Below are 12,807 nucleotides of genomic sequence, written 5' to 3'. Positions count from 1 at the left end.
CAGGACGTCGGCCAGCAGCCGCGCGCAGGCGGCGGCCTCGTCGGGGCGGGCGGTCTCGACGACGACGCTCACGGGGCGGGTCCTTCCGGCGGGGGCGGGTGCGCGACCCAGCATCGCGCACCCGACCGCGCCGCCGCGCGCCGCCGCCCGCTGCCGCGCGCTGCCGCCGGGGTCAGGCGGGCTCGCGCGGCGCGGGGTCGGTGGCCGGGCGCGCCGGGTCGGCCACCGGGACCGCCTCCGCCGGTGCCGGCCCCGCCGCGCCCGTCGCGGCGAACTCCCGCGCGAACTCCTCGGACGTCGCGAGCCGCCGGTCCAGCGCGTTGAGGTCGACGTGCGCGTGGTCCCGCACGAGCTCGTCCACGTCGACGCTGCCCGGGTCGGCGAGCACGGCCCGCAGCCGGTCGCGGTCGAGGTCGCCGGTCCAGCGCGCGATCACGATCGTGCCGAGCCCGTTGCCCGCGAGGTTGGTGAGCGCGCGCCCCTCGGACATGAACCGGTCGATGCCGACGATCAGCGCGATGCCGGCGACGGGGATCACCGAGTCGAAGGCCGTGAGCGACGCCGCCAGCGTGACGAGCCCGGCGCCGGAGACCCCGGCGGCGCCGTTGGACGAGATCAGCATGAAGGCCAGCAGCGCGATCTGGGTGCCGATCGGGACGTCGATCCCGAACGCCTGGGCGATGAAGATCGCGCCCATCGCCATGTAGATCGCGGTGCCGTCGAGGTTGAACGAGTAGCCGGTCGGGATGGTCATGCCGACGACGTGCTTCGGGACGCCGGCGGCCTCCATCTTGCGCATCAGCCGGGGGAGCACGGTCTCCGACGACGAGGTGCCGAGCACGATCAGCAGCTCGTCGCGGATGTAGCGGAGGTAGCGGAACACCGAGAACCCGGCGAGCCGGCAGACGGTGCCGAGCACCAGGACGACGAACAGCAGGCAGGTCAGCCAGAACGACCCCATGAACGCGGCGAGCGAGCCGAGGATCGCCGACCCGTTGGTGCCGATCGTGAACGCGATGCCGCCGAACGCGCCGATCGGGGCGACCCACATGACCAGCCGGATCACGCCGAACATCACGTGCGCGAACGTGTCGAGCATGGCGACGAGCGGGGTGGCCTGCTCGCCCATCGACGTGACCGCCACGGCGACCAGCACCGCGATGAGCAGCACCTGGAGCAGCTGGCCGTCGACGAACGCGCTGACGAACGACGTCGGCACCAGGTTGAGCGCGAACGACGTCATGCCCTCGCCGCCGGCCTCCGCGGCGGTGGCGAGCGTGGCGTCCGCGCCGGAGGTGTCGAAGGTCGCGAGGTCGAGGTCCAGGCCCGCCCCGGGCTTCAGCACGTTGACGACCACCAGGCCGATCGCGAGCGCGAACACGGTCGTGACGTTGAAGTAGAGCACCGTGCGCAGCGCGAGCCCGCCCGCGCGCGCGAGGTTCCCCATCTGGGCGATGCCGACCACGATGGTCGCGAAGATCGTCGGGGCGATGACGACCTTCACCAGCTTGATGAACAGGTCGGCCATCCACTTGGTCTGGGCCGCGGCCTCGGGCATCGTCAGGCCGAACGTGATGCCGAGCGCGATGCCGAGCAGCACCCAGAAGTACAGGTGCTGGTACAGCCGCTTGCGCTTGCGCGGGGTCGTCGTCGTCAGGTGAACCATGGCGCACCACCTCGTCGTGGTCGGCCGCCCCGGAGGGTGGGGCGGTGCCCCGACGGTAGGAGTGTGACGGGGGTCACAACCACGAGCCGGCGGCGATCTTGGGACTGCCCTGACATCCGCGCCGCGGGCGCCGCCCCGCCCCGCCCCCGCGCCGCCGCGGCCCGTCCGTCGTCAGCCCCCGTCCGCCTCCAGCCGGTACCCGACCCCGCGCACGGTCGAGATCGTCGCCCGGCCGGCGAGCTTGGCCCGCAGCGACGCCATGTGCGTGTCGAGCGTCCGGCTCCGGCCCTCCCACACGGTCTGCCACGCCTGGTCGAGCAGGCGCTCGCGGGTCACCGTGCGGCCGGCCTCCCGGACCAGCACGTCCAGGACGTCGAGCTCGCGGCGGGTCAGGCCGAGGTCCTCGCCGTCGGCGGTGGCGCGGCGGGCCGCGGGGTCGACGACCAGCCGGCCCGCCCGGTGCGGCCCCGGCGCGGGGCGGGCGGCCTGCGCGTGGCGGACCCGCCGGAGCACCGCCTCGACCCGGGCGACGAGCTCGGCCGCCCCCACCGGCCGCACCAGGTAGTCGTCGGCGCCGGCGCGCAGCCCGCGCACCCGCGCGTGCTCGGCGCCGCGCCGGGACACCGCGAGCACCGCCGTGCCCGGGCGGTCGCGCAGGTCGCGGAGCAGGGCGAGCCCGCCGCCCCCGCCGAGGTCCAGGTCGACCAGCACGGCGGCGAGCGCCACCTGGGCCAGCGCGAGCCGGGCCTCCGCGACGCCGCGGGCCTGCTCGGTGGCGTAGCCGTGCGCCCGCAGCGCGCGGCTCAGGGCGCGGGCGAGCCGGTCGTCGTCGGTCGCGACGAGCACCCGCATGGCCCGACGCTAGGCGCGGCGCGGCCCCACTCAGCCGGCGCCCGGATGCCACCCAGCGGCGCCGCGCGTCAGGCCGCGACGCCCAGCCGCCGGGCCAGCGGGACCGCCCGCAGCACCGCGTGCGCCGCGGGCCCGCGGGCGGCCACCAGCAGGTCGACCTGGGGCCGCGCGGCGGGCCACAGGCGCGCGCCGACGGCGTAGTGCGAGCCGAACCCCGGGTCGACGAACGGCGCGTTCGTCGTGCCGAGCAGAAAGGTGAGGGAGGCGAGCCGGCCCACGGACCCCGGGCTGAACCGCCGGAACCGCTCGTCGTACGCGTCGAGCAGCCCGAACCAGCCGCCGCCCGACCGGACGTGGAACCCGGACCAGATCGTCTCGCCGCCCGCGGTGAGCCGCAGCGCGGCCAGGTCCCCGTCCCGCCGGAACGCCGACACCATGTCCCGGAACCAGCGCTCGTCGGCGGCGTCCAGGCCCAGCGCCGCGCCCCCGCGGGACGGGTCGCCCTTCCAGCCCGCGGCCTGCAGCGCCACGAACCGGTCGACGGCGGCCGGGTCGTCCGACTCGTCGCGCAGCTCCAGCGGCCCCCCGAGCTCCCGGGCGAGCCCACGCGCGACCCGCCGGACGTTGCGCGCGTCGTCGGTGCGCAGGTGCGCCGTCGACAGCGGCGGGTCCACGACCGCCCCGTCGACCGGGTCCGGCACCGCGAGCACGTCGAACGCGGCGCGGGGCGCCCAGGCGCCGACGTCCCGGCTGCGCTCGTGCACCCGCATCCGGCGCCGCGTCGCCACCTCGTCGAGCACGTCGGCGAGCGGCCCCTCCGCGGGGAACCGGCGGAGCAGCGCGAGCCCGGGCAGCCCGACCGTCGGCGCCCCGCGGAGCAGCGCGTCCAGCGCCTCGGGCGCGCGGCCGGCGCGCAGCAGCGGGTGGTGCCGGTCGCACTGCGACGTCATGAAGTCGCCGCCGGTGGTCAGCGCCCGCACCGGCAGCCGCGGGGCCACCCGCTTGGTCGTGACGGCCAGGGCGCCCAGCCACTCGCCGCCGTCGGTCGCGGCGAGCACCCGCACCTCGTGCGCGTCGGACCGGCTGCGGGCCGTCGTGAGGAACCGCGGGTCGAGGCACATGTTCGGCGCCAGCGCGTCCGCCGCGAGCCGCTGCCAGGCGCGGGCGTCGTCGGCGGTGATGTCGGCCAGCGGCACGAGCCGGATCTCCATGCGCCGACGGTAGGGCCGTTTTGCTGCGGTTTGTCCCGATTCGTGGGTGAACTGGCCGGGGCTCACCCGCCCGGCCCAGCGGGGGAGCCGGGGCGGGTGCGCGCCCGCGCTACGGCAGCCGCACGTGCTGCGGGCCGAGCTCGCCCACACTCCGCACGCCCAGCAGCGCCATCGTGCGCCGCACCTCGCGGGTGAGGATCTCGGCCGCCCGGTCGACGCCGCGCTCACCGCCCGCCATCAGCCCGTACAGGTACGCCCGCCCGACCATCGTCGCGTCCGCCCCGAGCGCGAGCGCCGCCACCACGTCGGCGCCGGACAGGATGCCGGTGTCCAGCCACACCTCCGCGCGGTCGCCGACCGCCTCCTTCACGTCGGGCAGCAACCGCAGCGGCACCGGCGCCCGGTCGAGCTGCCGCCCGCCGTGGTTGGACAGCACGATCGCGTCCGCCCCGGCGTCGACCACCCGGCGGACGTCCTCGACGGTCTGGATGCCCTTGATGACCAGCGGCCCGTCCCAGGAGGCGCGCAGCCACTCCAGGTCGGCGATCGTCATCGTCGGGTCGAACAGCGTGTCCAGCAGGTCGGCGACCGTCCCGCCCCAGGACTGCAGCGACGCGAACTCCAGCGGCCGGGTGGTGAGCAGGTTCAGCCACCACGCGGGGTGCGTCCCGGCGTCGAGCACGGTCCGCACCGACAGCGCCGGCGGGATCGAGAAGCCGTTCCGGGTGTCCCGCAGCCGCGCGCCGGCGACCGGCACGTCCACGGTGAGCTGCAGCGCCTCGAACCCGGCGGCCCTGGCCCGGGCCATCAGGTCTTCGCCGGCGGACCGGTCCTTCCAGACGTAGAGCTGGAACCACTTCCGGGCCTCCGGCGCCGCGGCCGCCACGTCCTCGATCGACGTCGTGCCCATCGTCGACAGCGCGTACGGGATGCCGCGGAGCTGGGCGACCCGCACCACGGCGCGCTCGCCCTCGTGGTGCATCATCCGCGTGAACCCCGTGGGCGCGAACGAGAACGGCACGGCCGCCGGCTTGCCGAGCATGTCGGTGGTGGTGTCGACGTCCGACACGTCCTGGAGGATCGACGGCCGGAGCTCCAGGTCCCGGAACAGCCGGCGCGCGCGGCGCAGGCTGATCTCGGCCTCGGCGGCCCCGTCGGTGTAGTCGAACACCGAGCGCGGCGTGCGGCGGCGGGCCACCGTGCGCAGGTCGGCGATGGTGAGCGCGTCCTCCAGGCGGCGGCGCGTGGGGTCGAGCCGGACCGGCTTCGGCCGCAGCAGCGGCTTGAGCTCGGACCACTTCGGCAGCTGGCGCTCGGTCATGTCGCTGATCCTCCCTCGGCGGGCGGCTCGGCGCAGGAACGCGGCACCGGGCGCGGGCCCGGGTCAGCCCGCGGCGGCCGCGCGGGCGATCCGGTCGACCGCCTCGGTCAGGACCTCGGGGGAGCAGGCCAGGTTCAGCCGCGCGAACCCCGCGCCCTGGCGGCCGAAGTCCGGGCCGCTGGTCAGCGCGACGCGGGCGTCGGCCAGGACGCGCGCCGCGGGGTCGTCGCCCCAGCCGAGCGCGGACAGGTCGAGCCACGCGAGGTAGCTCGCGCCCGGGCGGCGGTAGCCGACCTGCGGCAGCCGCTCGGCGAGCAGCCGGTCCAGCAGGTCGGCGTTGTGCTCGATCGCGGCGATCGTGCCGGCCAGCCAGTCGCGCCCGCGGGCGAACCCCTCCCGGGTGGCGATCGCGCCGAAGTGGCCCGTGCGGCCGGTGACCTCCTCGGGCAGGCCGCGCACCAGGTCGGCCATCGGGCCGCCCGCCGTCACGACCAGCGCGCACTTGAGCCCCGCGAGGTTGAACGCCTTGCTGCCCGACTCGGCCGCGACGCCGTGGGCCCGCGCCGCGTCGGAGACCGCGAGGTAGGGCGTGAAGGTGCGCCCGGTGTGGGTGAGCGGCGCGTGGATCTCGTCGCTGAGCACGAACCCGCCGCGCCGCTCGACCACCTCCGCGAGCGCGGCCAGGTCGGCGCGGTCGTGCACCAGGCCGAGCGGGTTGTGCGGGTGGCAGAGCAGCACGCCGCGGGCCGCGCCGGACGCCAGGGCCGCGTCGATGCCGTCGAGGTCGAGCCGGTACGTGGCGCCGTCGTCCAGCAGCGGCACCTCGACCACCGCGGCGCCGGCCTCGGGGACCAGCTCGAAGAACGGCGGGTAGACGGGCGGCGTGATGACCACGCCCTGGCCGGGCTCGACCAGCCGGCGCAGCGCCTCGACGATGACGACGCTGACGTCGGTCGCCGTGCGCATGAGCGCGGGGTCCGGGGCCCAGCCCCAGGCGTCGGCGGCGTAGCCCGCGAAGGCCTCCTTGGCGCCGCCGCCCGAGGAGTGCACGTACCCGGTGTCGCCGCGCTCCACGGCCTCGCGCAGCGCCGCCGTGATCGCGGGCGCGAGCGGGTAGTCCATCTCGGCGACGAACAGCGGGAGCACGTCGTCGGGGTACTGGGCCCACTTCTCGCTGCCGCGGCGGCGCAGGACGTCGAGCGGGTGGGCCTGGGTCATCGGGGGCACGCTCCGCAGGGTAGGCGCTCGGGTCAGCCCGGCGCGCCCGGCACGTCCGGCACGTCCGGCGGGACCACGACCGGCCCCGCCTCCGGGGGCCGCGGCTCGTCCTGCGGGTGCAGCCGCACGGCCACCAGGGCGACGTCGTCCTCGCCCGGACCGCCGGGCAGCTCCGCGAGCAGCGTGTCGCACAGCGTGTCCAGGTCGTGGGCGTGGTGCCGGCCGAGCGCCGCGCGCAGGTCGGCCATCCCCGCGCGCAGCGGGCGGTCCCGGCGCTCGACCAGGCCGTCGGTGTACAGCAGGACGGTCGCGCCGTGGTCCAGCACCGTCTCGTGGTCCACGCGCGGCCGGTCCGGGTCGAGCCCGAGCAGCAGGTCGGGCCGGTCCTCGTCGAGCGCGCGGACCGTCCCGTCGGCGTCGACCACCACCGGCGGCGGGTGGCCCGCGCTGGACCAGCGCAGCCGGGTGCGGCCGGCGGCGCGCTCCGCGGGGGTCTGCTCGACGCGCGCCACCACGAGCGTCGCCAGAGCGGGGATCCGCAGCGTGCGGACGGCGGCGTCGAGCAGGGTGAGCACGTCGGCGGGGCTGTTCCGGGTCACGACCGCGATCGCGCGGAGCATCGACCGCAGCTGCGACATCAGCGCCGCCGCCTCGACGTCGTGCCCCACGACGTCGCCGATGACCAGCATCGTCCCGCCGTCGTGCTGCATGAAGGCGTCGTACCAGTCGCCGCCGACCCGGGCGGCCTCCGCGGCGGGCTGGTAGCGGACGACCACCTGCATGTGGTCGGGCTCGACCGGGGCGGTGAGCAGGCTGCGCTGGAAGGTCGCCGCGACGTCGCGCTGGCGCCGGTAGAGCCGCGCGTTGTCCAGGGCCAGCGCCGCCGTGGCGGCGACCTCGACGACCGCGGCGACCTCGCCGGGCTCCAGGGGCGCCCGGTGCGGGCCGTTGAACAGCGTCACGGCGCCCAGCGTGCGGCCGCGGCTCTTCAGCGGGGCGACGGTCAGCGACGTGGGCGCGAGGCGCTCGACCAGGTCCCGGGCGGGCCCGGGGGCGAGCACGCGGTCCAGCGCCTCGACGGCGGCGTCGTGCACGTGCACCACGTCGCCCGAGTCGATCGCGCGCATGAGCATCGACCCGGGGACCAGCGCGCCGATCCGCGCCCGGGCGTACGCGGCCACGAGATCGCGCCGCTCGGGGTCGGCGTGCCACCACCCGACGTCGCGCAGCCGCCGGCGCGGGGCGCGGGACTCGTCGTCCTCCACCAGCGTGACCAGGCACCAGTCGGCGACGGCCGGCACGAGCAGCCGGGCGAGCCGGGCGACCGCCTCGTCGGCGTCCATCGTGCTGCCGAGCCGCGTCGCGACGGCCGACACGAGGGAGCGCTGCTCCGTGGTCGTCTCCCGCACCTGGCCACCTCTCGCCCCGGAGGCCCGCCCCGTGCGCTCGAGGAGGGCCGATGGGGCAGACGGTACGTCAGGCGGGCGCACCGGCGCGCGCGCGGGTGCGGGCGCGTCCGCCCCGGCCGGGCGGCGACGCGTCACCAGCGGATCGTGAACCACACGACCTTGCCGCCGTCGGGGGCAGGCCGCCAGCCCCAGGCCGACGTCACGGCGTCCAGGATGTGCAGCCCGTGCCCGCCCGGCAGGCCCTCGCGGTTGCTGCGGCGGCGGGGGAGCGCCGCGGCGGCGGCGTCGCCGACCTCGTAGGTCAGCTGCCGCCGGGCGCCGGCCACGCCGACCGTGATCGTCCGGGTCCCGGGCGCGTGCCGCAGCGCGTTGGTGAACGCCTCGCTCATGGCGAGCTGGACGGCGTCCACCACCTCGGCGGGCGCCCCGGCCGCCGTCGCGCGCTCCATGGACCAGGTGCGGGCGCTCGCCAGGGACGACGCCGACGACGGGAACGCGCGCTCGTCACCGCGTCTCGTCCCGTGCACCCGCCGACCGTAGCCGACGCCGCGGCCCGCGGCGCTCCGACGCGGCCCGGGCGCCGGCCGACCTCACCCCGCCCCTCACCCCCGCCGGCGAGCCGCCGGAACCCGCCGCCGTCGTTCGGCGCGACGGTTCGGGCCGCCGCCCGCATACTGACCCCGTGACGACGCTCCCGACGCCCGCGGGCGACCAGCCGCCCGGCGGCCGCCTGCACGTCGACCCCGACCGCCCCGCGGTGCTGCGCGCCGAGGGCGAGATCGACATCGACGTGGTGCACCGGCTCGCGGAGAGCCTCGGGGTCGACGAGGTGGCCGCCGGGCGGACGCTCGCGGCGGCCGGGGTCGAGGAGGTCGACCTCAGCGGCGCGACGTTCATCGACTCGTCGGCGATCGCGCTGCTCGTGTCGATCGCCCCGCACCGGCGGCCCGAGCGGCTCCGCGTGCGCGGCGCGGCCGGGGCGCCGCTGATGACGCTCCAGGTGACGGGGCTGGACTCGGTGCTGGACCTGGTCCCGGCCGAGGGCTGAGCCGGCCGGGACCCGGCCGTCACACCCCCGCCGGCGCCGCCTCCCGCGCGACCACGGCGCCATCGGCACCCGCGCCGCGCCGCGTGAGCGGGGCCCGCAGCCCGAGGTGCTCGCGCAGCGTGGTCCCCGCGTACGCGGTCCGGTACGCCCCGCGCTCCTGCAGCTCGGGCACGACGCGGTCGACGAGGTCGTCCAGGCCGGACGGGACGATCCACGGGCTGATGTTGAACCCGTCGACGGCGCCGGTGCGGACGAACCGCACGAGCCGGTCGGCCACCGCGGACGGCGTGCCGACGAAGCCGCGCTCGCCGGACACCCGGATCACCAGGTCCCGGATCGACAGCCCCTCGGCGTCGGCGAGCGCACGCCACCGGGCGGCCACCTCGTGCGTCCGCGCGCCGGTGGTGGACGAGCCGCCCTCGCCGCCGAGCTCCGCCACGACCGGGTCGTGCGCCGGCAGCGGGCCGTCGGGGTCGTAGCCGCTGAGGTCCTCGGCCCAGATGGTGCCCACGACGTGCAGCGCCGTGGCCGGCGTGACCTGCTGCCGGGCGACCCAGCGCGCCTTCTCCTCGGCCTCGGCCGGGGTGTCGCCGACGACGACGGTGGTGCCGGGGAAGATCTTGACGTCGTCCTCCGGCCGGCCCGCCGTGACCGCGCGCGCCCGGATGTCCGCTGCGAAGGCCAGCGCGTCGGCCAGCACCGAGCCGTGCCGGGAGAAGATCACGTCCGCCGACCGCGCCGCGAAGTCCCGGCCCTGCGGCGAGTCGCCGGCCTGGAAGATCACCGGGTGCCCCTGCGGGCTGCGCGGCGTGGTCGGGTCGATCGCGACGTCCAGCAGGTCGCCGTGCGCCTCGACCCGCGCCACCGTCCCGGCGCCGGCGTCGGGCCACGCGTCCCAGACCCGCCGGGCCGTCGCGAGCACCTGCGCGGCGCGGTCGTACCGGCGGGCGTGGTCCAGGTAGCCGCCGCGGCGGAAGTTCTCGCCGGTCCAGGCGTTGTCGGTGGTGACGACGTTCCAGGCCGCGCGCCCGCCGGACAGCACGTCCAGGCTCGCGAGCCGCCGGGCCAGGTCGACCGGGTCGTTGTACGTGGTGTTCTGGGTCGCGACCAGGCCGATCCGCTCGGTCACGGCGGCCAGCGCGGCGAGCTGGGTGATCGCGTCCGGGCGGCCGACGACGTCGAGGTCGTGCAGCCGGCCGCGGCTCTCCCGGAGCCGGAGGCCCTCGCCGAGGAAGAACGCGTCGAACAGTCCCCGCTCGGCCGTGCGGGCGACCCGCTCGAACGACGCGAAGTCCGTCTGCGAGCCGGACTCGGGGTCCGACCAGACGGTCGTGTGGTTGACGCCCTGGAAGAAGACGCCGAAGTGCACCTCGGCGTCGGGGCGGGTGATCGGGTGCGCGTCCTCGTCGGCGCGACGGGTCTGCTCGGTCTGCTCGGTCACGGCGGGTCTCCTCAGGCGGTGGCGCGGGCGGCACCCGCGAAGCGGTTCGCGGGCCGGGCCAGGCCCAGGTGGTCGCGGAGGGTCGCGCCGGAGCGCGGCGGGGCGGTGCGGCGGTCGGCGCGCAGCGCGGGCAGCACGTCCCGGGCGAGCGCCGGCAGGTCGGCGTCGAGCGACGCGGCGAGCAGCCGGACGCCGGCGACGGCGGGGTCGTCCGCGAGCTCGGCGAGCAGGGCGCGCAGCCCCGCGGCCGGCCCGACGTGCCGCAGCGCGGCGCCCGCGGCCCACGGGCCGGCGGGCCCGGCGTCGAGCTCCGCGAGCCGGTCCGCGCCGGTGCGCCCCACCGCGTCCAGGACGACCTGCACCTCCACGACGGCCCGCGCGCCGGGATCGGCGTCGACGACGGCGCGGGCGGCGGCCCGGGCGCCCGCGGCGTCCTCTCCGCCGACGAGCACGACGTCCACCAGCCGCTCGCCGTCCCGGCCGGGCCCCGCGACGTCCCCGGCCCGCGCGAGCACCACCGGCTGGCCCTGCGGCGGCCGCGGCGTGATGAGCGGTCCGACCACGGAGAACGACTCGCCGGCGAAGTCGACCCGGTGGATCCGGTCCCGGTCGACGTACCGGCCGGTGGCGACGTCCCGGATCACCGCGTCGTCCTCCCACGAGTCCCACAGGTCGCGGACCACCTGGACGACGTCCCGGGCCTCGCGGCCGAGGTCGGCGACCGGGGCGCGCCCGTAGGCGGCGGGCGCGGCGTCGCCCGGGGTGACCGCGGCGAGCCAGCCGGCGCGGCCGGACGCGGCGAGGTCGAGCGAGGCGAGCTGCGTCGCGACGTGGAACGGCTCGGGGTAGGTGGTCGGCACCTCCGGCACCAGGCCGATCGCGGTGGTGGTGCGGGCGACGAACGCCGCGCGGGTCACCGCGTCGAGCCGGGCGGAGGCGGGCGAGCCCGGGACGGCGGGCAGCGCGGCGTCGGCGAACGTGACGAAGGTGAGGCCGGCGTGCTCGGCGTGCCGGACGGCCCGGGCCAGCCGGGCGCCGGACACGAGGTCGGCGGGGTCGAGCCCGGACAGCGCGGCGGCGGCGGGGTGCGCGCCGGCGCCGTCGACGTCGAGGCCGGTGACGAGCGGGGGGTGCGGGAAGTCGGTCACGGTGGGTCTCCGGTGGGGGTGCGGGCGGCGGGGCGGCGGCGTCAGAGCGCCGTGTGCGCGCCGATCCGGTGGTACGTGCGGTCGTGGTAGACCAGCGGGGAGGTGTCGCTGCGCGCGCTGTCCGCGGCGTCGCCCGGCCCGCCCGGGCCGCCCGCGGACAGCGCGCGCAGCGACACGAGGTAGGAGTCGCCGACGGGCGTGCGCTGCACGACCCGGGCGCGCACCCAGGACACGGCGCCGTCGATCACGGGCTCGCCCGTGGGCAGCGCGGTCCAGCCGCCGGCGGCGAACCGGTCGAGGCCGCTGGTGGCGAACCGCGCGGACACGTCGTCCTGGTGGTCGGCGAGGAAGCTCACCGCCAGCGTCGGCGCCGCCGACACGGCGGGCCAGGACGACGACGTGGACGCGAGCGAGAACGCGAGCAGCGGCGGGGCGGCGGACACCGAGATGACCGAGGTGGCGGTGAAGCCGACCGGCCGGCCGGCGTGCCGCAGCGCGACCACCGCGACCCCGGCGGGGTGCCGGCGGAACACCCGCTTGAACTCCTGCGGGTCGAGCTGGGGCTCGTCCTGCTCGGCGAGCAGCCGCTCGAGCGGGCCCAGGTCGGTGCGCTCGGCGGTCACCGTGCCGCCCCCGCGAGGTGGGCGGGGGCGGCGGCCGGAGCGGCGGCCGGAGCGACGGCTGGTGCGGCGGCCGGGGCGGCGGCTGTCGGGTGGGCGGACCCGGCGGCGAGGCCCAGCGCCCGGCGCAGCGGCGCGGCGGCGCGGGCCAGCCACGCGTCCAGCGCGGGGTCGAGGTCGGCCAGCTGGGCCTCGGTGAGCGTCAGCGACCGCGCGGGCACGACCGCGCCGAGCTCGACGAGCACCGGCCGCAGGTGCACCTCGCCGGCGAGCGCGTGCGCCGGGCTGCCGGACACCACGAGCGGCACCGCGACGACGCCGGCGAGGCCGTCCGCGCCGTACAGGTCGAGGAACGCCTTGAGCAGCCCGGTGTACGACGCCTTGTACACGGGCGTCGCGATCACCGCGAGGTCGGCGGCCGCGACCCGCGCGAGCGCGGCGTCGGCGGCGGGGTGCGCCGGGGCGAGCAGCTCGCCGGCGAGGGTTGCGAGGTCGACGACCTCGACGGCGGCGGGGTCGGCGGGGTCGGCGGACGCGAGCGCGGCCAGGCGCTCGGCGGCGGAGCGCGCGGCGCCCAGGGTGCGGGACCCGGCGCGCGGGTTCCCGGAGACGGCGACGACGGACGGGGACGACATGGTGGCCTCGCAAGGGGGGTCGATCACGGTTGCCGTGCGGCGGAGCGGCGCGAGCCGGCCGACGGCCAGGTCATCTCCCGGAGCACCCCGCCGTGACGTGGGGTTGCTGCCCAGCCAGCCGGGGCTTGGCGCTGGGACTCGTGACCTCGGGGCGGAGGTCTAGCACCGGTCCGCCGTGCCCGGGCCCACCCGCGGGGGGAGTTCTCACGATCCGGGACCGTGCGAACGCCTGGGACCT

General features: G+C 77.6%; 12 protein-coding genes and 1 riboswitch. Of the genes, 1 reads left to right on the top strand and 11 read right to left on the bottom strand.

What is annotated here, in order from left to right:
- Window positions 1-172 precede the first annotated feature (172 nt).
- From dctA to VER05_RS04225, 7 genes are all read right to left on the bottom strand, one after another.
- Window positions 173-1,666: a C4-dicarboxylate transporter DctA gene (gene dctA, locus VER05_RS04255; RefSeq protein ID WP_324844155.1), complete on the bottom strand. Its 1,494-nt coding sequence runs from the start codon at window positions 1,664-1,666 to the stop codon at window positions 173-175.
- 171 nt (window positions 1,667-1,837) lie between these two features.
- The gene (locus tag VER05_RS04250) at window positions 1,838-2,518 is read right to left on the bottom strand and encodes a response regulator transcription factor (RefSeq protein ID WP_324844154.1); all 681 of its coding nucleotides are present in this window, start codon (window positions 2,516-2,518) and stop codon (window positions 1,838-1,840) included.
- 68 nt (window positions 2,519-2,586) lie between these two features.
- On the bottom strand, window positions 2,587-3,729 hold the full coding sequence (locus tag VER05_RS04245) for a GNAT family N-acetyltransferase (RefSeq protein ID WP_324844153.1): 1,143 nt from the start codon (window positions 3,727-3,729) through the stop codon (window positions 2,587-2,589).
- Window positions 3,730-3,838: 109 nt separating this feature from the next.
- A complete protein-coding gene (locus tag VER05_RS04240) occupies window positions 3,839-5,050 on the bottom strand; it encodes an alpha-hydroxy acid oxidase (protein WP_324844152.1) in 1,212 nt (403 codons plus the stop codon).
- A gap of 63 nt (window positions 5,051-5,113) precedes the next feature.
- On the bottom strand, window positions 5,114-6,268 hold the full coding sequence (locus tag VER05_RS04235; protein ID WP_324844157.1) for a MalY/PatB family protein: 1,155 nt from the start codon (window positions 6,266-6,268) through the stop codon (window positions 5,114-5,116).
- Between the two features lie 32 nt (window positions 6,269-6,300).
- Window positions 6,301-7,677: a PP2C family protein-serine/threonine phosphatase gene (locus VER05_RS04230; protein WP_324844151.1), complete on the bottom strand. Its 1,377-nt coding sequence runs from the start codon at window positions 7,675-7,677 to the stop codon at window positions 6,301-6,303.
- Between the two features lie 131 nt (window positions 7,678-7,808).
- Window positions 7,809-8,204 carry an ATP-binding protein gene (locus VER05_RS04225; RefSeq protein WP_324844150.1) on the bottom strand — a complete coding sequence of 132 codons (396 nt, stop codon included), beginning with the start codon at window positions 8,202-8,204 and terminating at the stop codon, window positions 7,809-7,811.
- Between the two features lie 155 nt (window positions 8,205-8,359).
- On the opposite strand from VER05_RS04225, the gene VER05_RS04220 reads away from it, so the two are divergent.
- On the top strand, window positions 8,360-8,725 hold the full coding sequence (locus tag VER05_RS04220) for an STAS domain-containing protein (protein WP_324844149.1): 366 nt from the start codon (window positions 8,360-8,362) through the stop codon (window positions 8,723-8,725).
- Between the two features lie 19 nt (window positions 8,726-8,744).
- On the opposite strand, the gene VER05_RS04215 is transcribed toward VER05_RS04220, so the two are convergent.
- From VER05_RS04215 to VER05_RS04200, 4 genes are read right to left on the bottom strand one after another with little or no spacing between them, the layout of a single operon-like run.
- Complete coding sequence (locus VER05_RS04215; RefSeq protein ID WP_414647551.1) at window positions 8,745-10,166, bottom strand: NtaA/DmoA family FMN-dependent monooxygenase; 1,422 nt, start codon at window positions 10,164-10,166, stop codon at window positions 8,745-8,747.
- 11 nt (window positions 10,167-10,177) lie between these two features.
- A complete protein-coding gene (locus tag VER05_RS04210) occupies window positions 10,178-11,314 on the bottom strand; it encodes a nitrilotriacetate monooxygenase (RefSeq protein WP_324844148.1) in 1,137 nt (378 codons plus the stop codon).
- 41 nt (window positions 11,315-11,355) lie between these two features.
- Window positions 11,356-11,937 carry a flavin reductase family protein gene (locus VER05_RS04205; RefSeq protein ID WP_324844147.1) on the bottom strand — a complete coding sequence of 194 codons (582 nt, stop codon included), beginning with the start codon at window positions 11,935-11,937 and terminating at the stop codon, window positions 11,356-11,358.
- A complete protein-coding gene (locus tag VER05_RS04200; protein ID WP_324844146.1) occupies window positions 11,934-12,569 on the bottom strand; it encodes an NADPH-dependent FMN reductase in 636 nt (211 codons plus the stop codon). Before VER05_RS04200 ends, VER05_RS04205 begins: the two co-directional genes overlap by 4 nt.
- A gap of 42 nt (window positions 12,570-12,611) precedes the next feature.
- Window positions 12,612-12,715: riboswitch (SAM riboswitch) on the bottom strand.
- Between the last annotated feature and the right edge of the window lie 92 nt (window positions 12,716-12,807).

This window comes from Cellulomonas sp. (genome assembly GCF_035634735.1).
GTDB lineage: Bacteria > Actinomycetota > Actinomycetes > Actinomycetales > Cellulomonadaceae > Cellulomonas.
The sequence above is the reverse complement of the archived record's forward strand: the minus strand, read 5'-3'. Positions and strand labels throughout refer to the sequence as shown.